25 protein-coding genes and 1 other RNA gene are annotated in these 23,998 nt (G+C 60.3%); 13 read left to right on the plus strand and 13 right to left on the minus strand.

Translation table 11 applies throughout. From position 1 onward, the window contains the following. Position 1: 1 nt before the first annotated feature. A complete protein-coding gene (locus ACZ5SR_RS03795; RefSeq protein ID WP_464450247.1) occupies positions 2-1,990 on the minus strand; it encodes a lytic transglycosylase domain-containing protein in 1,989 nt (662 codons plus the stop codon). Between the two features lie 9 nt (positions 1,991-1,999). On the opposite strand from ACZ5SR_RS03795, the gene ACZ5SR_RS03800 reads away from it, so the two are divergent. Then, positions 2,000-2,584 carry a 5-formyltetrahydrofolate cyclo-ligase gene (locus ACZ5SR_RS03800; RefSeq protein WP_464450248.1) on the plus strand — a complete coding sequence of 195 codons (585 nt, stop codon included), beginning with the start codon at positions 2,000-2,002 and terminating at the stop codon, positions 2,582-2,584. Between the two features lie 31 nt (positions 2,585-2,615). Here ACZ5SR_RS03800 and ACZ5SR_RS03805 read toward each other — a convergent pair whose 3' ends face one another. Further along, positions 2,616-3,620, minus strand: a complete 1,005-nt coding sequence (locus ACZ5SR_RS03805; protein WP_464450249.1) for a LysR substrate-binding domain-containing protein — start codon at positions 3,618-3,620, stop codon at positions 2,616-2,618. Positions 3,621-3,772: 152 nt separating this feature from the next. Here ACZ5SR_RS03805 and ACZ5SR_RS03810 point away from each other — a divergent pair, with 152 nt between their 5' ends. From ACZ5SR_RS03810 to ACZ5SR_RS03820, 3 genes are all read left to right on the plus strand, one after another. Continuing rightward, positions 3,773-4,261: a DUF2917 domain-containing protein gene (locus tag ACZ5SR_RS03810; protein WP_464450250.1), complete on the plus strand. Its 489-nt coding sequence runs from the start codon at positions 3,773-3,775 to the stop codon at positions 4,259-4,261. A 69-nt stretch (positions 4,262-4,330) separates the two neighbouring features. After that, positions 4,331-4,960 carry a TetR/AcrR family transcriptional regulator gene (locus ACZ5SR_RS03815; RefSeq protein ID WP_464450251.1) on the plus strand — a complete coding sequence of 210 codons (630 nt, stop codon included), beginning with the start codon at positions 4,331-4,333 and terminating at the stop codon, positions 4,958-4,960. 77 nt (positions 4,961-5,037) lie between these two features. Next, positions 5,038-6,051: an MBL fold metallo-hydrolase gene (locus ACZ5SR_RS03820; RefSeq protein ID WP_464450252.1), complete on the plus strand. Its 1,014-nt coding sequence runs from the start codon at positions 5,038-5,040 to the stop codon at positions 6,049-6,051. Between the two features lie 37 nt (positions 6,052-6,088). Here ACZ5SR_RS03820 and ACZ5SR_RS03825 read toward each other — a convergent pair whose 3' ends face one another. Next, positions 6,089-6,937: a DUF6279 family lipoprotein gene (locus ACZ5SR_RS03825; RefSeq protein ID WP_464450253.1), complete on the minus strand. Its 849-nt coding sequence runs from the start codon at positions 6,935-6,937 to the stop codon at positions 6,089-6,091. Next, positions 6,937-7,479 (minus strand): proprotein convertase P-domain-containing protein, encoded by a 543-nt coding sequence (locus ACZ5SR_RS03830; protein ID WP_464450254.1) that lies wholly within the window; start codon positions 7,477-7,479, stop codon positions 6,937-6,939. Before ACZ5SR_RS03830 ends, ACZ5SR_RS03825 begins: the two co-directional genes overlap by 1 nt. 180 nt (positions 7,480-7,659) lie before the next feature. Between ACZ5SR_RS03830 and glmU the strand changes: the two genes are divergently transcribed. After that, positions 7,660-9,069, plus strand: a complete 1,410-nt coding sequence (gene glmU / locus ACZ5SR_RS03835; RefSeq protein WP_464450255.1) for a bifunctional UDP-N-acetylglucosamine diphosphorylase/glucosamine-1-phosphate N-acetyltransferase GlmU — start codon at positions 7,660-7,662, stop codon at positions 9,067-9,069. A gap of 172 nt (positions 9,070-9,241) precedes the next feature. Here glmU and ACZ5SR_RS03840 read toward each other — a convergent pair whose 3' ends face one another. Further along, entirely contained in the window at positions 9,242-9,739 is a 498-nt protein-coding gene (locus tag ACZ5SR_RS03840) for an Lrp/AsnC family transcriptional regulator (RefSeq protein WP_464450256.1), read from the minus strand. 137 nt (positions 9,740-9,876) lie between these two features. Here ACZ5SR_RS03840 and glmS point away from each other — a divergent pair, with 137 nt between their 5' ends. Beyond that, complete coding sequence (gene glmS, locus ACZ5SR_RS03845) at positions 9,877-11,736, plus strand: glutamine--fructose-6-phosphate transaminase (isomerizing) (protein WP_464450257.1); 1,860 nt, start codon at positions 9,877-9,879, stop codon at positions 11,734-11,736. Further along, positions 11,729-12,169 (plus strand): SET domain-containing protein, encoded by a 441-nt coding sequence (locus ACZ5SR_RS03850; RefSeq protein ID WP_464450258.1) that lies wholly within the window; start codon positions 11,729-11,731, stop codon positions 12,167-12,169. Before glmS ends, ACZ5SR_RS03850 begins: the two co-directional genes overlap by 8 nt. A 67-nt stretch (positions 12,170-12,236) precedes the next feature. On the opposite strand, the gene ACZ5SR_RS03855 is transcribed toward ACZ5SR_RS03850, so the two are convergent. Together ACZ5SR_RS03855 and ACZ5SR_RS03860 are read right to left on the minus strand one after the other, a co-directional pair. Beyond that, positions 12,237-12,563, minus strand: a complete 327-nt coding sequence (locus ACZ5SR_RS03855; protein ID WP_464450259.1) for a hypothetical protein — start codon at positions 12,561-12,563, stop codon at positions 12,237-12,239. Between the two features lie 86 nt (positions 12,564-12,649). Next, positions 12,650-12,913, minus strand: coding sequence for a VF530 family protein (locus ACZ5SR_RS03860; protein ID WP_464450260.1), 264 nt, complete (start codon positions 12,911-12,913; stop codon positions 12,650-12,652). Positions 12,914-13,134: 221 nt separating this feature from the next. Between ACZ5SR_RS03860 and ACZ5SR_RS03865 the strand changes: the two genes are divergently transcribed. From ACZ5SR_RS03865 to ACZ5SR_RS03875, 3 genes are all read left to right on the plus strand, one after another. Further along, the gene (locus tag ACZ5SR_RS03865) at positions 13,135-13,770 is read left to right on the plus strand and encodes a LuxR C-terminal-related transcriptional regulator (RefSeq protein ID WP_464450261.1); all 636 of its coding nucleotides are present in this window, start codon (positions 13,135-13,137) and stop codon (positions 13,768-13,770) included. 39 nt (positions 13,771-13,809) lie between these two features. After that, positions 13,810-14,103 carry a hypothetical protein gene (locus ACZ5SR_RS03870; protein WP_464450262.1) on the plus strand — a complete coding sequence of 98 codons (294 nt, stop codon included), beginning with the start codon at positions 13,810-13,812 and terminating at the stop codon, positions 14,101-14,103. A gap of 183 nt (positions 14,104-14,286) precedes the next feature. Then, positions 14,287-14,931: a LuxR C-terminal-related transcriptional regulator gene (locus tag ACZ5SR_RS03875; RefSeq protein ID WP_464450263.1), complete on the plus strand. Its 645-nt coding sequence runs from the start codon at positions 14,287-14,289 to the stop codon at positions 14,929-14,931. Positions 14,932-15,069: 138 nt separating this feature from the next. Here the strand turns inward: ACZ5SR_RS03875 and ACZ5SR_RS03880 are convergent, their stop codons facing one another. Beyond that, positions 15,070-15,609: a Crp/Fnr family transcriptional regulator gene (locus ACZ5SR_RS03880; RefSeq protein ID WP_464450264.1), complete on the minus strand. Its 540-nt coding sequence runs from the start codon at positions 15,607-15,609 to the stop codon at positions 15,070-15,072. Positions 15,610-15,953: 344 nt separating this feature from the next. Here ACZ5SR_RS03880 and ACZ5SR_RS03885 point away from each other — a divergent pair, with 344 nt between their 5' ends. Beyond that, entirely contained in the window at positions 15,954-16,619 is a 666-nt protein-coding gene (locus tag ACZ5SR_RS03885; RefSeq protein ID WP_464450265.1) for a cyclic nucleotide-binding domain-containing protein, read from the plus strand. 11 nt (positions 16,620-16,630) lie between these two features. On the opposite strand, the gene ACZ5SR_RS03890 is transcribed toward ACZ5SR_RS03885, so the two are convergent. Both ACZ5SR_RS03890 and cysK read right to left on the minus strand, forming a co-directional pair. After that, complete coding sequence (locus ACZ5SR_RS03890) at positions 16,631-18,457, minus strand: NAD(P)/FAD-dependent oxidoreductase (RefSeq protein WP_464450266.1); 1,827 nt, start codon at positions 18,455-18,457, stop codon at positions 16,631-16,633. Positions 18,458-18,516: 59 nt separating this feature from the next. After that, positions 18,517-19,434, minus strand: coding sequence for a cysteine synthase A (cysK, locus tag ACZ5SR_RS03895; RefSeq protein WP_464450267.1), 918 nt, complete (start codon positions 19,432-19,434; stop codon positions 18,517-18,519). A 154-nt stretch (positions 19,435-19,588) separates the two neighbouring features. Here cysK and rnpB point away from each other — a divergent pair. Beyond that, positions 19,589-19,941: RNase P RNA component class A (gene rnpB, locus ACZ5SR_RS03900), an RNA gene on the plus strand. Between the two features lie 67 nt (positions 19,942-20,008). Here the strand turns inward: rnpB and ACZ5SR_RS03905 are convergent. The 3 genes from ACZ5SR_RS03905 to ACZ5SR_RS03915 form a co-directional block, all read right to left on the minus strand. Beyond that, entirely contained in the window at positions 20,009-20,530 is a 522-nt protein-coding gene (locus tag ACZ5SR_RS03905) for an Rrf2 family transcriptional regulator (RefSeq protein WP_090044906.1), read from the minus strand. A gap of 166 nt (positions 20,531-20,696) precedes the next feature. Continuing rightward, on the minus strand, positions 20,697-21,392 hold the full coding sequence (locus ACZ5SR_RS03910; RefSeq protein ID WP_464450268.1) for a S4 domain-containing protein: 696 nt from the start codon (positions 21,390-21,392) through the stop codon (positions 20,697-20,699). 28 nt (positions 21,393-21,420) lie between these two features. Next, complete coding sequence (locus tag ACZ5SR_RS03915) at positions 21,421-23,067, minus strand: MBL fold metallo-hydrolase (RefSeq protein WP_464450269.1); 1,647 nt, start codon at positions 23,065-23,067, stop codon at positions 21,421-21,423. Between the two features lie 50 nt (positions 23,068-23,117). Between ACZ5SR_RS03915 and dapF the strand changes: the two genes are divergently transcribed. Further along, entirely contained in the window at positions 23,118-23,987 is an 870-nt protein-coding gene (gene dapF, locus ACZ5SR_RS03920) for a diaminopimelate epimerase (protein WP_464450270.1), read from the plus strand. Positions 23,988-23,998: the final 11 nt, after the last annotated feature.

A 23,998-nucleotide genomic window follows, 5' to 3' on the forward strand; every position in this document is an offset into this window, starting at 1 on the left:
CTCAAGGTAAATCTTTGTTCACCTCGGCCAGGGGTGAATTGCGGGGACCCACGTTGCCCAAGCGCGCTTTGAGAGACTGCGGCTGGCGCGTCAGGATGGCGGCGTAGTTGGTGGTGTTGTACAGCACTTTCTTCACGTAATCGCGCGTCTCCTGAAACGGGATGTTTTCGACCCAGATCGCGGCTTCCAGCACCGGGCCGTTGCGCCAGTTGCGCGATCGACCCGGCCCGGCGTTGTAGGCCGCTGTGGCCAAAGGCATCGAGCCCTCGAAGTCGTCCAGCACCAGTTTCAAATAACCCGTGCCTATGGCCACGTTCACCTCACGGTCGGTGATCTGGTCCGGCGTGAAGTTGGTGAGGCCTATCTTTTTGGCGGTCCATTTCGCGGTGGCGGGCATGACCTGCATCAGGCCCGACGCACCCACATGTGAGCGTGCGTCCATGACGAAGCGGCTTTCCTGGCGGATCAGGCCGTAGACATAAGCCGGATCGAGTTTGATCTCGCCAGCGCGGCGCACCACGATCTCGCGCAGCGGCATCGGAAAGCGCTGCTCCAAGTCGATGGCATCTTTGGTGCGCTCGCTGGTGTTGATGCAACGGTCCCACACTTGGCGCTGACAAGCCAGCTCGGCAGCAGCCAGCAACTCGCGGTCGTTCATGCCGCCGCTCGTGTGCAGGTTGGTGCTGTAGTTCCACTCTCGGTTGCCCTCGGGGCGCAGACCCATCTGGATGGCGTACAAGGCGCGTTGCAGACCGGGGTTGATCAGGGCCGCGGCTTTCTCTTGGGGCGTCAGCGCCATGGGGCGCTCGGGGACGGTGATGGGCTGACCCAGATCTTCCAATGCCAGTTGTTCGTAAAAACCCTTCACGCTGGCGATGCTGCGCAGCAGGCTTTGTGCTTCTTGTCGCTGGGCCGTGTCTTGCGCTGTGGCCATCAGGGCGCGGGCACGCCAATAAACCCAGGCAGGGTCTTTTTGCGATTCTGGGCTCATCGCCTGGGTGGCGGTCAGCACCTGCCGCCATTGGCCCTGCCGCAGTGCAGCGCGCACCTTCCAACTCAGCAGGTCGTCGTTCAGATCACTGTCTTTTTGCACTTTGGCAAAGTGGCTGGCGGCGTTGTCTTGCAGTTTTTGGGCGGCTTGCTTGCCGATCACGCCCCATGTCCAGTTGCGCTCTTCCTGACTCAGCTGGATCGCCCAGCGCCGGTTCAGCAAATCGGCCGCTTCATCCGGGTCTTTGGCGGCCAGACGGATCAGGGCCAGCACCGCCAACTCTTTGCGGCTCTTGGTGATGGCCAGGATGTGTTTGTCCAGGTATTTGGCCGGGTCGGCGTGGATCAGGGCCACTTGTTCGGACAGTCGGGGTGCTTCGATGTCCACCGCCGCTTGTGCCGCCCTTGGACGGTTTGCGTCCATGGCGATGCGGGCTTTGCGCCACAAATCGAGGCCGTTGATCTGTTTGCCCGAATGCAAGTGGTCGGCCACGTAGGTGCAGCCGTCATCGGCTTCACGCAGGCTGTACCAAAGACGCTTGGCTTCTTCGGCCACGTCGGCTTTGCTGTTCATCGCCTCGGTGGCCAAGGCATAACAGCGCAATTCGCGGTCATCGCGCATGCGGTAACGGGGGTATTCGGCGGTGAAAGTCGCCCAGTTGCGGCGTTTGCCCAACTGCAGCAACCAGTCGTTGCGCAGGCGGTCTTCGTAGTAGCTGCCTGCATAGCTGTTCAAAAAACCGCGAATTTCAGTCTCGGGCGCGGTGTCCAAGCGCACGCGCATTTCCCAATAAGCGGCCAAAGGCTCCAGCACATGGCCACGGGCTTGGGGCAGCAGTGCAGATAATCGGTTTTTATCGCCTTTTCTGAAGGCTTGGTGCATCTCCAGGATGAGCTCGTCGCCCTTGTTGGCGGGTTGAGCTTGGGCGTGTGCGTGGGGGCTCCAAAGGCCTGTTGCGGACATGGCACAAAGCAGTGTCAGAATCTGAGTGAATTTCATGGGTCGATTATGGACAAAGCCGAAGCTAAACGCGCCTTGAGAAAAGCCTTGATTGAAGAAAGGTTGCACCTGCCCGACCGCTTGGCGCGGGCCGAAGCCTTGCAGCGCGTCATGCGCATTTGGCTGTTTGACCGTCCCGATACCGTGATTGGCGCGTACTGGCCCATCAAGGGCGAGTTTGATCCGCTGCCGGTGCTGCACCGCTGGAAGGAAGATGGTGAGTTGAACGGCGAGCCGCAGCGCCGCCAAATCGGCTTGCCGGTGGTCAACAAGCTGCACAAAACCTTGACGTTTCACACCTGGTACCCCGGCTGTGCGATGGAAGAAGACGCCTACGGCATCCCCAAACCCAAAGACACTGAAGTCATCGTGCCCACCTTGCTGTTTGTGCCCTGCGTGGGTTATGGCATTGGCGGCTACCGCTTGGGTTACGGCGGTGGTTTTTACGACCGCACGCTGGCCACCTTACAGCCCAAGCCGTTCACGGTGGGTTTGGGCTACACCCATGGGTTTTTGGACGATCTGGAGCCCGAAGACCACGACGAGCCGCTGGATGCAATCCTGAACGACAACGGCGTGGTCTGGCCCGTTTGATGTGGGCTTGGGTGATTTTGGGCGATTGACCTCAATCGGGTGAGGTCAGCGTCTCCGGGTCAGGCACATCGCCCGTGGCCAGGCGGGTGTTGTGTGCTTGTTGGCGCAGCCAGTCGCAAAAAGCGCTCACTTCGGGCCGCAGCTTGCTGCGGGGCGCCACCAGCAACCAATAAGCCAGCGGTGAACTCAGCTGCATTTCTGGCAACACTTCCACCAAGTCACCGTTGGCCAGGCTTTCCGCCACGAGCGGCTGACGCGCCAGCGCCACGCCTTGGCCGGTGAGCGCTGCCTGCACGATCTGGTGGGCATAGTTGAAATACAGCCAGCGCGCCGGAGATGGGGCGGCTGTTTTGCCGTGGGCATGGGGGCTGAAGGTCTCCAGCCAGCGCTGCCAGCTCAGCCATTTCATGTGTTGGGTGCGGTAGGCGTCGCCCGCTTCAATCAGCGTGCAGCGCATCAAATCGGCCACGTTGCGGATGGGCTGTGATTTCAAAAGCCAGGGGCTGGCGACCAAGGTCAGCTGTTCGCCAAACAGGCGTTCAGCGGATTCGCTGATGTGGTTGGGGTTGGCGTAGCGTAAAGCCAGATCCACATCGGTATTGTGCATGTCCACAGCCGCATCGGTGGCGTCGATGCGGATGTCGATGTCCGGGTGCTCGCGCTGAAACGCTTCCAGCCGGGGAATCAGCCACATGCTGGCAAACGAAGCCCAGGTGGTGATCGACACGCTTTTGCGACCCGTACTTTGGCGGATTTGCCGTACCGCCGAGTCAATCCGCTCCAGTGAAGCGCCCGCCGAGCGGTGCAGCAAACTGCCCGCGCTGGTCAGCTCCACCGAGCGTGTGTGCCGCAAAAACAGCGCTGTGCCCACTTCGTGCTCCAGCGCCTGAATTTGCCGGCTCACGGCGCTTTGGGTCAGCGCCAATTCTTCTGCGGCCACCCGAAAGTTCAGGTGCCTGGCGACCGCGTCAAACGCCCGCACGTGGCTCATGGAAATGGGGCGGGTGCGGGCGGCGGGCGCTAAGTGGGTTGGCATGGTGAGGTGAATGATACGGGGGGTGCCCGCGTTAATTAATGCTTTTGGTGCATAAATGCAGGTAAAAATTGGCATTGGACGCTGAATACTTTGGGATGCACCATGGGGTGACCGACGAGGTTGTCGGTGCCGATGGAAACCAGGAGATGGAAATGTCCGAACCCGAACTTTGTGCTTCTTTGCAAGACTGTCAAAAACTCAAAGCTGTCCGCCGGGCAGGCACTTGGCGCTTGGCCCCTCAGCGTGCCATGAGTCTGTTGCCCCACAAAAACAGCCAGTTGTTGATCGTGCAAGGTTGCGCATGGATCACCTGGGACAAACCCATCGAGCATTGGGCCCGTACCGATGGCGACCATTTTTTGACGGCAGGGCAAATCATCGACGTGCCTGCCGGGGCCCGCTTGGTGATGGAGGCCCGTCATGCCCATGACACCTTGCACTTTGATTGGCGTGAAATGCCCCCTGAAATGGTGCTGCAGGGTTCCCAGCAGGCCAGCTTGTCGCTGTTGATGGGGCAGTGGCTGCAGGCCTGGTGGCAAGTGGGCTGGGCTACGGCCCGTTTGGCCAGCGGTGCGCTGGCTGGGCTTCGGTGGTGGGCTGAGAGGCCCCACAGCCGCAAGGCAGGCGATTTTCCGGTCTGAGCCTGCAGGCCCGCAGTTTGACAAGCAGGCTTGCGCATGGCGTGGGGCCATGGCTGGCAGAATGCCGCCATGGCCCGACCCAAATCAGCAACCCACGACATCAAACGCGATGCGATCCTCGACATCGCGGCGCAATGCTTTGCCCAGCGCAGTTACCCTGCGGCCAGCATGAACGAGATCGCCACCGCGTGTGGCACCTCCAAGGCGCGGCTTTACCACTATTACGAGAGCAAAGAAGCGATTCTGTTTGACCTGTTGGACCGCCACACCCAGCGCTTGCTGGCGCTGATTGCGCAGACGGAGGCGACAGCGCAGCGCAAGAATCTGGACGAGCGCGCCACGCTGCACGAGTTGGTGCGGGCGTTTTTGCAGGAATACGAAACCTCGGCCACCCGGCACGCGGCGCTGTTGAACGACACACAGTTTTTGAGCGATGCGCCCGACCCCGCTCTGGGCGCGGCTCAGATTTCGCCCAGAGATTTGATCCTCAACCGCCAGCGCGACATCGTCGCGGCCATGACGCGTTTCATGAAACGCGCTTACCCCGACCGCCTGACCCCGACCAACCAGACCGCCTTGACCATGATGCTGCTGGGCATGATCAACTGGACTTTCACCTGGCTGCGTCCGGGTGGCCCGATCAGCTACGCGGCCTTTGCCGAAGAAGTAATTGCGATGCTGGAAAAGGGTTTGGGCTGATGGTCCTAGAATTTACCAATCCGTAATGCATTTCGTTTAGGTAAAATCCACGCCATTCATTGACCGGAGAAATTTCCATGTCCACACCATCGACCCAGGCCCCAACCAAGGCCTTCGCCAGCCAAGCCGACCTGAGCGAAAAAAAGATCACCTTTGAGCAACTCAGCCAGCACTGCTGGGCTTATACCGCCGAAGGCGACCCCAACTCGGGGGTGATCATTGGTGACCGTTTCATCATGGTGAGCGACGCCACGGCCACACCGGCCATGGCGCAGGACCTGATCCAAAAGATCCGCACCGTCAGCGACCTGCCCATCAAATACGTGCTGCTGACCCACTACCACGCGGTGCGTGTGTTGGGCGCATATGCCTATGCCGCCGAAGGCGCAACCGAGATCATCGCCAGCGAAGGCACTTTGGGCTTGATCAAAGAGCGCGGCGCGCAAGACATGAAAAGCGAGATGGAGCGCTTCCCCCGCCTGTTCCGTGGTGCAGACAGCGTGCCTGGCCTGACCTGGCCGACCATGGTGGTGGGCGGCGGCGACCCGACCAAGAGCGAAGTGCCTGGCAAGCTCAGCATCAACTTGGGCGGTGTGGTCGTGCAAATCTGGCATCCGGGCCCTGGCCACACCCGTGGCGACACCATCGCCTGGGTCGACGAAGAAAAAGTGCTGTTCTCAGGCGACTTGGTCGAATACGAAGCAGGTGTCTACACCGGTGACGCTCAGCTCGAAGAGTGGCCCGCCACGCTCGAAGCCCTGCGCGCCCTGAATGCCGAATTCATCGTGCCTGGCCGCGGCGAAGCCATGAAGGGCAACGCCAACGTCAACAAGGCGCTGGACTACACCAAGCGCTGGGTCGAGACCCTCTACAAAGCAGGCAAAGAGGCTGTGGCCGCCAAGATGGACCTCAAAGCCGCCATGGCCCACACCCGCCAAAGCATGGACCCGGTCTTTGGCCATGTGTTCATTTATGAGCACTGCCTGCCGTTTGACGTGACCCGTGCCTACGACGAGGCCAGCGGCATCAAGAACCCCCGCATCTGGACGGCCGAGCGCGACATGGAGATGTGGAAAGCGCTGCAAAGCTGACTGAGCTTGGGCACCCGGGGCCAACCCGGGATGCCCCTCAGGGCAGGATCAGGTCGCGCAAGTCGCGTTCGTAGGCGCGGATGCGGCGTACGGCACGCTGACGCTGTTCAGGACTGGTGGTGTTGTGCAGCTGGGTCAGGTTGTTGCAGGCCTGCTGGGACATGGCCTGCATCAAAGCCGCGCCTGCAGCGTCTGGTGGTTTGAGCCAGCGCTGCCAAACGTTCCACAACTCGGTCTCGACCTGGGCCACGGGCATCTGACCTTGTGACACCCGTTGCAGCGTGGCCAGCAGGTCTTTTTGTCGTCGTTGGCGGTCTTGGCGGCCCCACTCGGCGGTCCACTGTGACTGTGCCAGTTGGGCTTTGATCAAGGCGTTTTGTTCAGCATTGAGTCCACCGTAAAAATCCTTGTAACGGTTCACGACCCGTTCCACCCGCCGCTCCATGCGTGCCTGTTCATCGCCGCGCAGCCAGTCTTTTTCCCACTCTTCGTTCTTGCTTTCCCACTGGCGTGCCATGTGGCTGAGCTGGCGCGGCCCCATCATCATGGCCACCGGGGCAGCTTGGCGCACCGCCTCGCGCATCAATCGGTCGAGCCGGGTTTGCACTTCGGTCAAGGCGCTGCACACCTGGGTGTTTTCCACGGTGCCTTGGCTCCACTGAGCCGATCGCTGCAAAAAGTCGGCGTAACCGCTCAACTCTTCGCGGCGGTGCCATTGGTGCAGTTGCTCCAGCGTCTCTTTGGCGCGCAAGGATTGTTCGCTGTTGAAGGAGATGGCGCTGTCCAGCCACCAATACGACAGCGTAGGCAGTTGTTGGTAGCCCAGCTTGATGGCGCTGCAGCCTTGCAAAAGAAGCAGCGAGAGGCAGATCAAGAATGTGCGCATCAGTTGAGCCCTTGAACAACTATCCGCCATTGAATCAATGTTCCTGAATCGCCTGCATTTTGGTCGCTGACGCTGAGTGTCCATTGACCGATGGTTTTGACGGTGGATTGAACCGTTGGCAACAGGTCGATGCGTTGGAGCTTGCCTTGTCCGGAATCACAGGCCGTTCCTGTCCCGTTCCAGTCGGCAGGTGCGGTCACGGTCAGCGGGTTGCCTGAAGGCGGTGTGATGGTCCACACGAGGTCCGAAGGGCGTGGGTGGTTCAAGCAGATTTCGAGTGTGGCAACTGAGACGGATTTCAAGTTGCAATTTTGATTGTCCCAATTCACTGAGATGCCACTTGTGCTGTTATCCGGTATGCGTGTGCCCGATGCCGCTGGATTGGCGGCCCATAAAGTGCTGGAATCGCATGTGGTGCTGGCAGTGCCGGACGGCTTGCTCGGTGCGTCGCTGGTAGGCGACCCGCCACCCCCGCCGCCCCCGCAAGCCGCCAGAAAGCAGGCCACCGCAAAGAGGGGTGCCAGCCATAAAGGTGATCGCATGCAAAACTCCGAAAGGTAGGGGGTTTGTATCGGCTTGGGCGGCCAATACCCACAGACATTGTCCACCCAATACCAAACCCGAGACTTGAACGGGTTCAAGTGGCAATGAGGGGCGTCAGTCTGGCGATAATCCCCGAGTGCGCCGCGCCCTGAGCTCGGCCCTGCTTTTGAAAGAAATCCATGAGTGCAAACACCCCATTTCCTGTCGATGTCGTCGTGATGGCCGCTGGCAAAGGCACCCGCATGAAAAGCCGTCTGCCCAAAGTCTTGCAGCGCTTGGCCGGGGTGCCGCTGGTGCAGCATGTGCTCAACACAGCAGCGCAGCTCAACGCTCGCTCGGCGGTGGTCATCACCGGCCACGGCGCTGACCAGGTCGAGCCGTTACTGCTGGCCCCAGGCCAAGCACTGGCGGTGCAATGCGTGCGCCAAGAGCCACAGCTGGGCACAGGCCACGCCGTGCAGCAGGCCGTGCCTGCGCTGGCCGATGATGGTGTGGTGGTGATCCTCTCGGGCGATGTGCCGCTGACCCAGGCCGACACCCTGCAGGCGCTGATCGCGCAATGCGGCGGAGACAAGCTGGCACTGCTCACCATCGACTTTGCCGACCCCACGGGTTATGGCCGCATCGTTCGCGATGGCGATGCCGTCAAGGCCATCGTCGAGCACAAAGACGCCAGCGACGCGCAGCGCCAGATTCAAGAGGTGTACAGCGGCATCATGGCCGTGCCAGCCCGCCTGCTCAAAGCCTGGCTGGCCCGGCTGGACAACCAGAACGCCCAAGGCGAGTACTACCTGACCGACGTGGTCAAGTTCGCCGTGGCCGACGGCGTGCCTGTGGTGGCCCACAAAATCTCTGATCCGCTGCAAGTGGCGGGCATCAACAGCCCAGTGCAATTGGCCGAACTGGAACGCGCCCACCAACTGCGCCAAGCCCACAGATTCATGGAGCAAGGGGTGCGCCTGAAAGACCCCGCTCGCTTTGACCTGCGTGGCCAGCTCGATTGCGCGCAAGACGTCGAGATCGACGTGAACTGCATTTTTGAAGGCCAGGTGTCTTTGGGCGAGGGTGTGAGGATCGGCGCGAACTGCGTGCTGGCCAACTGCACCATCGCCGCAGACGCGGTCATTCACCCCTTCACCCACATCGACGGCGAAAAACTCGGCGTGTCGGTGGGCGAGGGCGCTTTGATAGGCCCGTTTGCCCGCTTGCGTCCCGGCGCGCAGCTGGGCTCTGAAGTGCACATCGGCAACTTTGTTGAGGTGAAAAACTCCACGATGGCCAAAGGCGCCAAAGCCAACCACTTGGCCTATCTGGGCGATGCCACCGTGGGCGAGCGCGTGAACTACGGCGCAGGCACCATCACCGCCAACTACGACGGGGCCAACAAACACCGCACCGTGATCGAAGCCGATGTGCACATCGGCAGCAACTGCGTGCTGGTGGCCCCGGTGACGATTGGCGCGGGCGGCACCGTGGGCGGCGGCTCGACCATCACCAAGAGCACCGAACCCGGCTCGCTCAGCGTGGCGCGGGGCAAACAAGTGAGCATCGCCAATTGGGCGCGGCCTGTGAAAAAGCCGAAGGCCTGAAGCTGTTCTATGGGGTGGGGCTGTAGCCTCACCGATTTTTTGTGGGAGGCTGCCCCTGCAGCCGAATGTTGAATGGATCGCTTCTTTTTTCAGGCGCTTTCTCTGAACATGCATTCGCGCGCAGGGGCGCAATCTCACTAAGCCCGACCCGTCGACGGCTGCGATCCGTGCATTAAGCGGCAGGCGGCTTCAGCACTGGCCAAGTGGTGCTGAACTTGACTCGCTTGGTCGCAAAAAACGCTTTCACATTGCGCACATTGGCGTCTTGCGTGAAAAGCGTCTGGCTGATGGCCAGGTAATGCGGCATGTCGCGCGCTTGCACCACCAGCATGAAGTCAGGCCCGGGCGACACACGCCAGCACTGCTGCACCGCATCGTGCGCCACGGCCCGGACTTCAAATGCGTCCAGGTGTTCGCTGCCTTGTTTGTCCAGAGACACCTCGACCATCGCTGTCAGGCCGTGTCCCAAGGTGGCGGCGAGGCGGTCGGTGCTGAGCACGGCCACCTGCCGCTCAACCCAACCGCCTTCAACCAAGCGCTTGACCCTGCGCAGGCAAGTGGGGGGTGAGACGTTGACCTTTTCGGCCAGCGCCACATTGCTCAAGCTGGCGTCGCGTTGCAGGCTGTCGAGCAGTTGCAGATCAATCGCATCGAGTTCATTGGGTTCCATAAAAATCATTTTATTGAAATTAAATTTCAATGTATTGAATTTATGAAATTATTCTTTAAATTAAATCAATAAATTGATGTGAAATTTCTTTCTGATCGTTCTAGCATCCAGCATATTCCCTGTTTTGGAGCTTCAACATGTGTGGCATCGTCGGCGCAGTCTCTTCCCGCAACATCGTTCCCATCCTCGTGCAAGGCCTGCAACGGCTTGAATACCGGGGCTATGACTCGTGTGGCGTGGCCGTGCACGCGGCCAGTCTGGGGGGCAAGGGTGGCTTGCAACGCGCCCGCAGCACCTCGCGTGTGGCAGAACTCATGGACCAAGTCACCGCCGACCACATCGAAGGCGGCACCGGCATCGCCCACACCCGCTGGGCCACGCACGGCGCGCCCGCCGTACACAACGCGCACCCGCACTTCAGCCACGGCACGGGTGCGGCCGAGGCCAAGCCAGGCAAAGTGGCGCTGGTGCACAACGGCATCATCGAAAACCACGAAGAATTGCGCGCTGCCCTGCAAGCCAAGGGCTATGTGTTTTTGAGTCAGACCGACACCGAAGTCATCGCCCACCTGGTGGACAGCGTGTACGACGGCGACATTTTTGAAGCCGTCAAAACCGCCATCCCCCAGCTGCACGGCGCTTACGCGATTGCCGTGTTCCACAAAGACGAGCCACAGCGCGTGATCGGTGCCCGTGCGGGCTCACCGCTTATTTTGGGCGTGGGCCAGGGCGAAACATTCTTGGCAAGTGACGCGATGGCATTGGCGGGCGTGACCGACCAGATTGTTTATCTGGAAGAGGGCGACGTGGTCGACATCCAGCTGGGCAAATACTGGGTGGTGGACCGCGATCACAAGGCCGTGACCCGCGCCGTGAAGACCGTGCACGCCCACAGCGGCGCGGCCGAACTGGGGCCGTACCGCCACTACATGCAAAAGGAAATCTTCGAGCAGCCCCGCGCCATTGCCGACACGCTCGAAGGCGTGGAGGGCATCACGCCCGAGCTGTTTGGCGACGGCGCTTATTCCACCTTCAAAGCCATCGACAACGTGTTGATCTTGGCTTGCGGCACCAGCTACTACAGCGGTTGCGTGGCCAAGTACTGGATCGAAGCGATTGCCAAAGTGCCCTGCCAGGTCGAGATCGCCAGCGAATACCGCTACCGCGAATCGGTGCCTAACCCCAACACGCTGATCGTTACCATCACCCAAAGCGGCGAAACCGCCGACACCCTGGCCGCGCTGCGCCACGCACAAAGCTTGGGCATGGTGCACACGCTCACCATTTGCAACGTGTCCACCAGCGCCATGGTGCGTGAGTGCAAACACGCTTACGTGACCCGCGCCGGGGCCGAGATCGGTGTGGCCTCGACCAAAGCCTTCACCACGCAGTTGGCAGGCTTGTTCTTACTGACCTTGGCGCTGGCGCAGACCAAAGGGCGCCTCAGCGACGAAGAAGAAGCCGCGCACATCAAAGCCATGCGCCACCTGCCCGCCGCGCTGCAAGCCGTGCTGGCGCTGGAGCCGCAAATCATCGCCTGGTCACAGGAATTTGCCAGCAAAGAAAACGCCCTGTTCTTGGGCAGGGGCACGCATTACCCCATCGCCCTCGAAGGCGCGCTCAAGCTCAAAGAGATCACCTACATCCACGCCGAAGCCTATGCTGCGGGCGAGCTGAAACACGGCCCGCTGGCCTTGGTGACCAGCGCCATGCCGGTGGTCACCGTCGCGCCCAACGACCAGCTGCTCGAAAAGCTCAAGAGCAATATGCAAGAAGTCCGCGCCCGTGGCGGCGTGCTCTATGTGCTGGCCGATGGCGACACAAAAATAGAGAGCAGCGAAGGTGTGAACGTGATTCGCATGCCTGAGCACTACGGCGTGCTCTCACCCATCTTGCATGTGGTGCCGCTGCAGCTGCTGAGTTACCACACGGCGTGTGCGCGGGGGACGGATGTGGACAAGCCGCGCAATTTGGCGAAGTCAGTTACCGTTGAGTGACATCGAAGTATTGACCTCTCGCGTGCACGGCAAAGGCGTGTTCGCCACGCGTCACCTGGCCGCAGGCGAGCGGGTCATTGAATATGTGGGCGAGGTCATCACCATGTCCGAGGCGATCCGCCGTCACCCGCATGACGCAGCCAACCCTGACCACACGTTTTACTTTCATCTGGACGATGGTCGGGTGATTGATGCGCTGTATGGCGGTAACGCCTCGAAATGGATCAACCACTCGTGCCGTCCCAATTGCGTGCCCGACGAGGACCGGGGCCGCATCTTCATCTTGACGCGCAGGCCCGTGTTCAAGGGTGAAGAGCTGACGTTTGACTATGGTCTGTTCAGCGACGAGCCCATGAGCGAAAACCTGAAGGCCCGCTATGCCTGCCGCTGTGGGACCAAAAAGTGCCGAGGCACGATGTTGGCCTTGCGCTGACAGACACATGGCATCAGGCGATTTGTGGTTTGACCGGGTACTCCCGTGCCGTTTGATCGGCCAGATCTCAACGATCGCGTGGGCGCATCAGCCAGCTGGCCAGCGTGGCCGCAACTGCGCCCACACCTGCGGCAATGAACACGGATTTGAAGGGCGCACGCTGGATGCAGTGCTCGGCCGTTGAGGTCGCTTGATGTGTTTTTTGGGCCAGCAATTTTCGGGTTTCGATGGCCATGTCCCGACTGTGGTGTGCCATGTCGCTGATGCTGTCCGAGAGCCGTTCGGCCAGCCTTTCGAAGGCGGGTTTGGCCTCGTGCGCTGCCTCTTGCACACTGGCCGAAACGTCAGCGGCTGCGGTGGCCATTTTGTCGATGGTGGTCTGAGGGTCTTTCATGTGAACTCGCTTTCAAGGTGAGAGAAGAACAAGCCCTCACGATAAAAGCGGCAGACGCGTTTGTCTGTGATTTGTCACACCGGGCTTCAAGTTTCTGAAGCTTGTTGGCGTTTGATCTCACGCAGCATGAACAGGTAAAGGCTCTCCACCTTCTCGCGGGCCCAAGGTGTTTTGCGCAGAAATTTCAGGCTGGAGCCTACGCTCGGGTCGTGGGTGAAGCAGCGAATCGGGATCTGTACGCCCAATTCTGCCCAGCCGTAGTGGTCGGCCAATCGGGTGACGATGGTCTCAAGGGTCAGTCCATGCAGTGGGTTGCGTGGTTGAGGGGTGTCGTGGGCTGGGACTTGCATGACCTGATTGTCTCTTGATTTTTGCAAGATGTTGCCTGGGTGGGTTGGACCGGCCCAGTTACCTGTTTTCCTGCCATTACTGGTTTGAATGTAGCGCGGCTCACCAATTCAGAGGATCACGCACCAAGCTGCGGTGACCTATTCTGGATGCAAGGATCAGATCATGAATTTAGATGACCGCCATGGGCTGAGGACCTTAAAAAGGAAGAGGACTTTTTCTCATGCGCATTGATCTTGTGCTGGCTGATCCGTATCCCGTGATGCTGGAAGGCCTGACCCATGTTTTCCAAGAATCGTCTGATTTTTCAGTCAAGTCGTGTGTCAGGAACGGGGATGAGGCCTTGCACGCTGTGCAGAAGCATCGGCCACACATCTTGGTGATGGACTTGTCTTTGTCGCACAGAAACGGCCTGGCCTTGCTCGAAGAGATCAAAGTGCAGAAGTTGCCAACACGGCCTGTGGTGTTCACGGGTGCACCCATCGGAGAGGTCATGCGTGCAATGGACCTCGATGTTCCGGGACTGGTATCCAAAGAAAAACCTCAGCATGTGCTGACCCGCTGCATCAAGTCGGTGCATGAAGGGGTCAAGTGGCTGGATCGGGACCTGTCTGTCAAGACCATGTCGCTTTTGCTGGAGCAACAAAAGAAAAATGCCCAAGCTTCGCACCTGTTGACACCCCGTGAATTGACGGTGGCACGCATGGTCACCGAGGGGTGGCCCAATAAAAAGATCGCCAACAAGCTGTTCATCAGTGAGGGCACGGCCAAATTGCATTTGCACCACATTTACCAAAAGCTCAATTGTCCAGGACGCATGTCATTGCAACGCTACATGCAAGAGCATGGTTTGGTTTGATGGCACGAATGGTTTGAACAGGTCGAACAAGGAATGGATATGGCACATGAAAACCAGCTCATTGAGAATGCGTTTGCACAGCATATCGGTGAGCACTATCAGCGCGCATCCGAAGAGCTGCTCCATGCTTACCAGCGCAACAAGGAAGCGGGCAGGCACCATGAGGCGGGTGCTTTGAAGGCGGCGCTGCACCATGCCAAGCTGTCCAAGCACCATGTATTCAATGCGCATGAACATTTGAAGGAGGTGTTGAGCATTCATGAAAAAATCAACGCCACCCCTGCATCTGCGAGCAATCTTTTGGTTTCTAAGGGGGGAGACTTGTTTCAGTGATCCGGTGAAAAATTGGTTTCATTCATCTTCATCTGTGCCGTATCGCACATTGATCAGGACAGCCCACGCATAGACTGTGTCAACAACCTGCTGCGAAGCCGTGTTGTATCAGTGGGTCGCCATGAATACATGGTTTGTCTTGGTCACTGCAGGGCCTTGTCGCCCCCATCTGGAGATGTTGATATGTCCATTCGAGTTTTGCTTTCTTCCAAACACACATTCGTGTCTGAAGCCATTGCTGCCGTATTGCGCACACACCATGACATGGATGTGGTGGGTTTGTCAGATAACAGCGAGCAGACCCCTGCCATGTGTGACGAGGTGGACCCGGATGTGGTGCTGATCGGCATGCAGGCTAATGACGCGCAGGGCCTGCGGTTGATGCAAAAAATCGCTCAGCACCAGCCATCCAAGACGATGGTTGCTTTTTCCAGCGACTCGGATCGCCACTCGATCATCGAAATCTTGGATGCGGGTGCCAAAGCCTATGTCTCTACTACCAGCAGCATGGACGAACTGATGTTGGCGATTCGTGCGGCTGCGGCGGGGCGTGTGTATTTGTGCCAAGCGGCGGCGTCAGAAATGATGGAAAGTGTGCGCAAAGCCCGCTCGGGTGACATCGTCGTGAAGGGCCACTTGGGCGGTCGTGAAGAGCAGGTGCTGCGCCTGATTGCCGATGGGTATTCTTCCAAGGAAATTGCCCGCAATCTGCAAATTGCACCCAGCACGGTCGAGGTGCACCGCCGCAACATCATGCGAAAGATTGGTTTGCACAAGGTGGCTGATCTGACGCGCTATGCCATTCGCAACCAGATGGTGTCTGTTTAGCCTTGTGGCCATCAAAAATTCATTGGGTTTTAAAAATCCAGTTTGTTCAGGCTGGGTAAAAGTGCGTGAATCCTGGTTTTTATGTGCGTTGCCGAACATGCGAATCCCCAATTGGGGATTTTTTTTCGAAGCCGCGATTCACACCTGTGGCTTGACGGGGAGGGCTTGTTGGGGCCACGCCACCTCGCGCAAACCCGCCAGATGCAGGATGTTGACTACGCCTCTTTGGTAATCGATCAAGCCCCGCTCTTTGAGTGCGCCTGCTGCGAGAGTGATGCTGACCCGGCGAACCCCGAGCATTTGGGCCAGGTGCTCGTGGGTCAAGGGCAAGCGGGTGCTTTGCGCACGCTCACTCGACAACACCAGCCAATGGGCCAGTCGGGTGTCGATGGCGTCGAATTGGATGGAGGCCGACATCGCCGCGACATGTTCGGCCAGTTGCCACAAGTATTGCGAAACCGTCCAAAGCATGCCGGGCCTTTGGTGCAGCAGCAAGGCCAGTTCTTGGCTGTTGGCGCACCACGCATGGCCTCCGGTCTGAACACGGTAATGCAAAAAGCCAGGCGCTGAACTCAGCAAGGCACCCAGACCAATCGCGCCTTCTTGTCCAACCAGGCCGACAGCCAGTGTCTGTTGTTCAGGACTTTGTACCAGCAGGGCGACAGAGGCACCGGTCAAAAAATAGACTCTTGGGCTGTCATTCAGGCTGGATTGCCCCAATGCCTGACCAGCCTTGAGCGCGACCGGTTGACAGATGCTCTGCAACTGTTTCTGATCTTCCTTGGCCAGTTGAAAGATGAGTCCGTTGGTCGAGAGCGTCACTGAAAGTTACCCGAAAGCACGGCGGTCGAAAGGCGTTGCCGAGTGAATAAAAAGGCCAGCGGAAGGGGAGATTTTTGATGTCCAGAAAGTATATGCCCCGGCCAGATGGAGTTGAACATTTAGCGAAGGGCTTGTGTGTTCGTTAAAGAACATAAAATTCCAGAATGCCCAGCAGGGCTTCCGGAGTGAATCCCTTATCCATGGTAAAAATTGAAAACGCCTTGCTGGCCACGATGCTGAGTGATCGCGCCCGGGGCGATGATGTACAAGTGATGCGCTTGAATTTGCCGTCAGGCCCCTTGCAAGAAGAACACGGCGAATGGGTGTATTTCCCGGTGGATGCCCTGATCAGTTGGGTGCCGACGCATTCGATGCAGGCAGCAGTGGCGTTGGTGGGCCACCGCGGCTGTGTTCTGCTGCCTTCGGCCCAGAGTGCGCCTGTTCAGGTGCATGTGGTATCGCCGGGGCATGTTTACCGGTTGGACTGGACTTTGGTGCGCCAAAACCCCTCGCGTTTTGCGTCATGGCTTTGGCACACCACATCGGCCGCGCAAAGCCTCATCGGTCAATTGGCACAGTGGTCATTTTGTGCGCAGCACCACAGCCCCTCGCAACGCTTGGCCAGTTGGCTGCTGCATGGCTTGGCGCAATCTCCCAAGCCCGAGTTGTTGTTGCGTTTACAGAGCCTGCCGCGTGGCATGCAGGATTGGCTCAACTCATCGGACGCTGTGGGTGCGCAGGCCATCAAAGACCAAGGCTACATCGTGAAAGATGGCTGCTTGCGCACCACCAACCCTTTACAACTCTTGAATCAGGCCTGCACGTGTCACGCCAGCATGCCCCACCCGAATTCCGCACCGCTTTGAGTTGAGGTCGGTCAAGCCGGGTTGAGTCGGGCCGTGATGTGCCGAGCCAAAGACTCTGCCACCTTGATGCCATCCACGCCCGCCGACAAAATGCCGCCCGCATAACTGGCACCCTCGCCCGCCGGGTACAGGCCGTGGGTGTTGGTGCTTTGGTGGTCCTCGCCGCGCGGAATGCGCAGGGGCGACGAGGTGCGTGTTTCCACCCCAGTCATCACCGCATCCGCCATGTCGTAGCCCTTGATCTTGCGGCCAAACAAGGGCAGCGCTTCGCGCATGGCTTCGACCGCGTAGCCCGGCAACACATCGGCCAAATCGACCAACTTCACGCCGGGTTTGTAAGACGGCAGCACGCTGCCCCAAGTGGTGGAGGGGCGCTGCGCCAAAAAGTCACCCACCAATTGGCCAGGTGCTTCGTAGTTGCTGCCACCCACTTCAAAGGCCCGCGTTTCGAGTTGGCGTTGCAGCACGATGCCTGCCAGTGGATGCGCTTGGGGCGGTTGATGCGCGGCCAAGCCGTGGGCTTCTTGCGCCAACTGCGCGCCATCTGATTCACCAAAGGCGGCTTGCCAGGCGGCGGTGTCCAGCGGGTAATCGGGCGGGTCGATGGCCACCACCATGCCTGCGTTGGCATTGCGCTCGTTGCGCGAGTACTGGCTCATGCCGTTGGTGACCACACGGCCCGGCTCGCTGGTGGCGGCCACCACCGTGCCGCCGGGGCACATGCAAAAGCTGTAGACAGCGCGGCCGTTTTGCGCGTGGTGCACCAGCTTGTAATCGGCTGCACCCAGCAGCGGGTGGCCAGCGTGGCGACCCCAACGGGCTTGGTCGATCACGCTTTGTGGGTGCTCGATGCGCACGCCAATCGAAAACGCTTTGGCCTGCATGGCCACGCCCCGGCGGTGCAGCATGACAAAGGTGTCGCGCGAACTGTGGCCCAGGGCCATGACGGCGTGGTGCGTGTGCAGGGTGTGGTGTTCGCCCGTGCGTAGGTCTTGTACCTGCAAGCCGGTGAGTTGCTGGCCATTTGCGGTGGGCGCGAGCAACACATCGCTCACGCGCTGCTTAAAGCGGATCTCGCCGCCCAACGCAATGATCTGCTCGCGGATGTGCTCGACCACCTTGACCAGCTTGAAGGTGCCGATGTGCGGGTGCGCCGCGTACAAGATGTCGGTAGGCGCACCGGCCTTGACGAACTCGTCCATCACCTTGCGACCCAAGTGGCGCGGGTCTTTGATCTGGCTGTAGAGCTTGCCGTCACTGAATGTGCCTGCACCGCCTTCGCCAAACTGCACATTGCTCTCGGGGTTGAGCACCTTTTTGCGCCAGAGGCCCCAGGTGTCTTTGGTGCGCTCGCGCACGGGCTTGCCGCGCTCCAGCACGATGGGCCGAAAGCCCATCTGCGCCAAGGCCAGGGCGGCGAACATGCCGCAAGGACCAAAGCCAACCACCACAGGCCGCTCGCCTTGTGCAGCGCCAAAACTGGCTGGGGCTTGGCAGGGCGGGTGCCACGCCATGTCGGGTGTGGCTTGGATGTGCGGGTTTTGTTCGAACTTGTGCAGCAAGGCGGCTTCAGTCTGCGCATCGGCCAGCGACAGGTCCACGATGTAGACCGCCAGCAAGTCGGCCTTGCGGGCGTCAAAGCTGCGTTTGAAGACGTTGAGTGTGGTGATGTCGGCGGCGCTGATGCCCAGTGCTTGCGCCGCCAGTTGGCGCAACGCATCGATGGGGTGCGGCGTGGGCAACCGGTCTTCGTCGGTTTCGGAGGGCGCATCGGCAGCGCGGCGCACGTCGACCGGCAGGGCCGACAAGGGGAGTTTGAGTTCTGAAATTCGGATCATGGCAGTCTCTGTGGCTTGTGGTTATCAAGCAAGAAGTGATGATTATCGCCGTGCGCAGCTCAGTTGGGCAGGAAACCCTCGACTGACAAATAACGCTCACCCGTGTCGTAGTTGAAGCCCAGCACCGTAGCCCCCTCAGGCAATTCGGGCAATTTTTGGGCAATGGCCGCCAGCGTGGCGCCCGATGAAATGCCGACCAGCATGCCTTCTTCGCGGGCCGAGCGGCGTGCGTATTCGCGGGCGGCTTCAGCATCGACCTGGATCACGCCGTCGAGCAATGAGGTGTCGAGGTTTTTGGGGATGAATCCGGCCCCAATGCCCTGGATCGGGTGGGGTGCGGGTGTCCCGCCCGAGATCACCGGAGAGGCAGCAGGCTCGACCGCGAACACCTGGAGATTCGGGAACTTGGCCTTGAGCACACGGGCCACGCCTGTCAGGTGTCCGCCCGTGCCCACGCCGGTGATGAGCGCGTCGATGCCGCCGGGAAAGTCGGCCAGAATTTCTTGCGCGGTGGTGCGCACATGCACCTCGATGTTGGCCGGATTTTCAAACTGCTGGGGCATCCACGCGCCGGGGGTGCTGGCCACCAAGGCCTGAGCCCGGGCAATGGCGCCTTTCATGCCTTCGGCGCGGGGCGTGAGGTCAAAGCTCGCGCCATAGGCCAGCATCAGGCGGCGGCGCTCGACGCTCATGCTGTCGGGCATGACCAGCACCAGCTTGTAGCCTTTGACGGCCGCCACCATGGCCAAGCCTATGCCGGTGTTGCCCGAGGTGGGCTCGACGATGGTGCCGCCGGGTTTCAAGGCCCCCGATTTTTCAGCGTCTTCGACCATGGCCAGTGCGATGCGGTCTTTGATGGAGCCTCCCGGGTTACCGCGTTCGGATTTGATCCAGACATTCGCGCCAGTACCAAACAGGCGCTGGATGCGCACATGGGGCGTGTGGCCGATGGTGTCGAGAATGGAGTGGGCTTTCATGAGGGGTCCTGTCTCGGTGGTGTGTGGGAGCCGCGCCCTCCCGACGAATGTGGGTGGACTGAGGATGCATTATCGCGACGAGGACGTCGCTTCCACAAAAATTCAATGCCCCATTGCGGCGTGAGCTGATGCCCACAGGCGATAATCACTTGGTGAAGCTCGCCAGACCGTCGCTGGTGCAATTTCCGAAAGGAAGCACTGGAGGAACGTCCGGACTGCACAGGACAGCGTAGGAGGTAACACCTCTCCACCGTGAGGTGAGGATCAGAGCAACAGAGACGAGCCGATTGAGTTCGGGTGAAACGGGCAATCTCTACGCGCAGCAATACCAAGTAGGCCTTTCTGAGGGTGTGCGGTTCGCCGTATGCCTTCTCCCTGTGGTTCCGCGGGGTGAGTTGGCGGGTAGGTAGCACCGAGCCGGGTGGGCAACCCCCGGCCCAGAGTAATGGCGGTCACGCAGCGGGCAACCGCTGTGCACAGAATCCGGCTTATCGGTGGGCTTCACACTTTTTCCCAGACAACAAAAAACCCGCCGAAGCGGGTTTTTTGTTGTCTCGACTTGCGTCGCTGTGTGTTAGCCGCGTGAAGGCATCAGGGTGCCGGCCAACGCAAACACCGAATTGGGGGCCGTGATCTTCAAGGCACTTTTGGGCTTGGCAAACACGCCGCGCTTGACGGCAGGCTGCGGCGCTGGCTCCACGGTGACGCCTTTGGTGCGCTGTTCGGCCACCAATTGGCGCAAGCTGATGGATTGCAGATGGGTCAGCATTTTTTCGTTCAGGCTGGCCCACAGCTCGCTGTTCATCCAGCTGCCATCGGCACCGGCTTCGTCGTCAGATGGCGCATCCACAGCGCCCACGATGTCGGCCATCGTGATCTTTTCTGCATTGCGCGACAGCGAATAACCGCCGCCGGGTCCGCGTGTGCTCTCGACCAAGCCTTGCTGGCGCAGCTTGCTGAACAGCTGTTCCAAATAGGACAGCGAAATTTGGTGGCGCACGCTGATGGCGGCCAGCGACACGGGGCCGCGGTCTTCGCGCAGTGCAACGTCGATCATGGCGGTGACGGCAAATCGGCTTTTGGTGCTCAAACGCATGGTGTGCTCCTTAATTCGTTGGACAAGCCCTCATGGGATTGCCCCGGTCACGGGCTGCGGGGTACGCAAATGTGACTGAACAGTAATTTTCTCAGACTCTTGACACAAATGGGGATTGCCCGTTTGATTTCAAGGGTAAATCCTGTGTGTTTTTGTCGGAAATCAACTAGAAGCGCTCATAGCCCTCAAGTTGCCGCCATTGACCCGGCTCAAGTGGTGCCACGCTCAAGCGCCCCACGCGCTGGCGGCGCAGGTCTTGCAACGGGCATTGTTCGTCCAGCCAGCGGCCCAGATCCAGCCCGTCAATGTCTTTGCCGGCGATGCGCAGCACCGTGAGGGTGTCGGTTTGGCGGTTGATGCTGGTGCGAATGCCAGGGCCGTTCAGTGACTTGATCAGACCCTCGGGCACTTCGCCGCCCACGGTCGCCATCCACTCTTGCTCCATCGGGCTGCGGCGGTCTTCCAAATGGCGCAGTACCGCCACATCGTCCGTGAAAATGCACAACCCACTGGCCGGTTTGGCCAGCGGCAGCGGCATTTGCATTTTGGCCAGACGCTCGGGTCCCCAAATGCCCGGCTGGGGGGCTTTGAGGCCCACGGTGTCTTGCAGCCAGGCCAGGTTGGCCACCCGGTGCGCAGGTTTGAACAGCACCAAGGTCATGGGAGCCAGTGCGGCCATGGAGACCAGGCGGTTCACCAACACGGTTTGTTCTTCACGCACACGTCGGGCCGGATCGGTCACGACTTTGCCCGCGACCTGCACACCACCGGCCACGATCAGGGCTTCGGCTTCGCGGCGCGAGCAGTTTTGCTCGGCGGCCACGCGTTTGGCCAGGCGAATGCCTTCTTCAGAGGAAATCATCGGTGCTTTCAAAAATGCTCAAAGCGAATCAAGACAGGGCTTGTTCGCGGATGTGGTCTACATGCGCTTGCAGCGAGCGAGCGGCCACCGGCCACAGGCGGGGCGGCACGTCGTCGTAGGCTTTTTCCACCCACTCTTGCAAGCTGCCTTGGGGCAGGGCCTGCATGGCGGCGGCGATTTTGGCCTCGCGCTTCAAGCGGTGGGCCTTCAGGTGCGTGATGGCCTGGTGGGCAAAACCCAGCACATGGCCGTGCGCGGGCAAGATGAATTCGATGCCACCGGCCACGCAGGCTGCAGCCAGTTTGTCCAGCGAATCCAAATAGTCGCCCATGTGGCCGTCGGGCGGGTCGATCACGGTGGTGCTGCCGTTGAGCACATGGTCGCCCGAAAACATCAGGCCGTCTTCTTCGAGCATGAGGCACAGGTGGTTGGCCGCATGGCCGGGGGTGTGCACCACGCGCAGGGTGTGGGTCATCTCGCCGTCCACGCCAATGCCTTGCAGCACCAGTTTTTCGCCGTCTGCCAACTCACGCTCGGGGGTGAAGCGGCTGTTGGCGCGGGCCGTGGGCTTGGAGGCCAGCCCCAGGATGGGCGGCTTGTGGGTGCACAGCGCCTGCAAAGGGGCCACGCCGGGTGAGTGGTCTGGATGTGAGTGGGTGCAAACGATCGCTTTGATTTGCCCGCCTGCGGCACGCCAAATGCGTTGCAGGTGGTCGTCGTCGGCCGGGCCGGGGTCGATGGCGATGTAGCCGGTGTTCGGGTCGCCCACCAAATAGCTGTTGGTGCCGGGGCCCGTCATCACGCCGGGGTTGGGGGCTGTGAGACGCTGCACGTTTTTGAGCAGTGGCACCGGCTGGTCGGTTTGCCAGTCCAGGTGGTGGTGAATTTGACCGTCGGGCGTGACCAGGGCCAACTCGCCAAACGGGGCCTCGTGCTCCATGTAGCGCGCTTCGTTGCCCGCGAGCCAGCCGGCACGGGGGCAGCTGGTCCACAGCGGCTCGTCATTCACGGCGCAGGCCTGCAACACCGCATCCACGCTGGCAAAGGCTTTGAGGCGCTCCAGTGTGCGGATGGTCGGGTAGACCATGAAAAAATCACCCGCTTCGTGGCGTTTTAGCGCATCAACTGGACGCACCCAAACGGGTTCGAATTGTTCGGACTCGTCGGCCACCGGGGTCTGGCCCTCGGGCATGCGGGCCACCAAAAAGGGCACGTCAAAGCGGCGCGGCAGGTCGCGGTCGGTGATCCAGTGGGCCAATACGAAGACCTGCTCGGCTGCCAGCGTGAGGCCACGTGCCTGGCATTGGGCGGCAAAAGGGGCTTTTCGGTCGATGTGGGCAATGTCGCTGTTGTCTGCCCAGCGCCCATCGGCATGGCGAGCGAACAAAATGCCCAGTTCTTCAAAGCTTTCGCGAATCGCTGCAATGGCTTGCGTCAGGTGCAAGTCGCTTTGCGTGGGGCGGCGCTGCGCCATGCCGTGGGCCTGGGCGTCGGCGGCATCGATGCCGCCACCGGGGAAGACATAGGCACCTGGCGCAAAGCTGGCCGTCATGGAGCGACGGGTCATCAGCACTTCGATGCCTTGTGTCCCGTCACGCAGCAGCAGCACGGTGGCCGCTGGGCGCAGAGGGGCAGGTTCGCGTTGGGGGTAAAGGAGTTGGGATGTGCGTGCCATGCCCCATTATCAGGCGGCTTGCGCCCCATCTCCGGGCCATAATCGCCGCCATGCACATTCGCTTTACCAAGATGCAAGGGGCCGGCAACGATTTTGTCGTGCTCGACGAGACCCAAGGCCGCCTGGGGCTGAGCACGGCCCAGTACCGTTTTCTGGCCGACCGCCACTTTGGCGTGGGGGCCGATCAGATCCTGACCGTGCGGCCTTCGCCAGCGCCAGGACTGGATTTTGAATACGTGATCCACAACGCCGATGGCGGCGAGGTGGAGCATTGCGGCAATGGGGCCCGCTGCTTTGTACGCTATGTGCGCGACAAGGGCCTGACCGACAAAAGCACCGTGCGGGTGAAGGTGCAGCAAGGTGAGATCGCGCTCACCATGAACCCCGACGGCCGCGTCACCGTGAACATGGGCGCGCCGGTGTTTGACTGGGAGCGTGTGCCCTTTAACCCCATGGGCCTCATCAGCGACCAGGTCAATGGTTGGCCCGTGTTTGATTTGGCTCTGGGCGAGCTGGGCATTGCCCGTGTGGGGGTGGTGTCCATGGGCAACCCGCACGCGGTGCAGCGCGTGGACGATGTGGACACTTTCCCTGTGTTGGCCCAAGGGCCGCTGATTGAAAACCACCCGGCTTTCCCCAAACGGGTGAATGCGGGCTTCATGCAGATCGTTTCGCGCAGCCAGATCAAATTGCGAGTGTTCGAGCGCGGCGCGGGCGAGACCCTGGCCTGCGGTACAGGCGCCTGTGCGGCCGTGGTGGCGGGCATTCGCCAAGGCTGGCTGGACTCGCGAGTGGATGTGCAGACCCATGGCGGTGTGCTGACCATTGAATGGGCAGGCCAAGCCGACAGCCCGGTGCTGATGACCGGTCCGGCCACTTCTGTTTTTGAGGGCAGCATCGACGTGCCTGACTCGCTTTGACCTTTTGAATT

The organism is Limnohabitans sp. TEGF002, assembly GCF_055395845.1.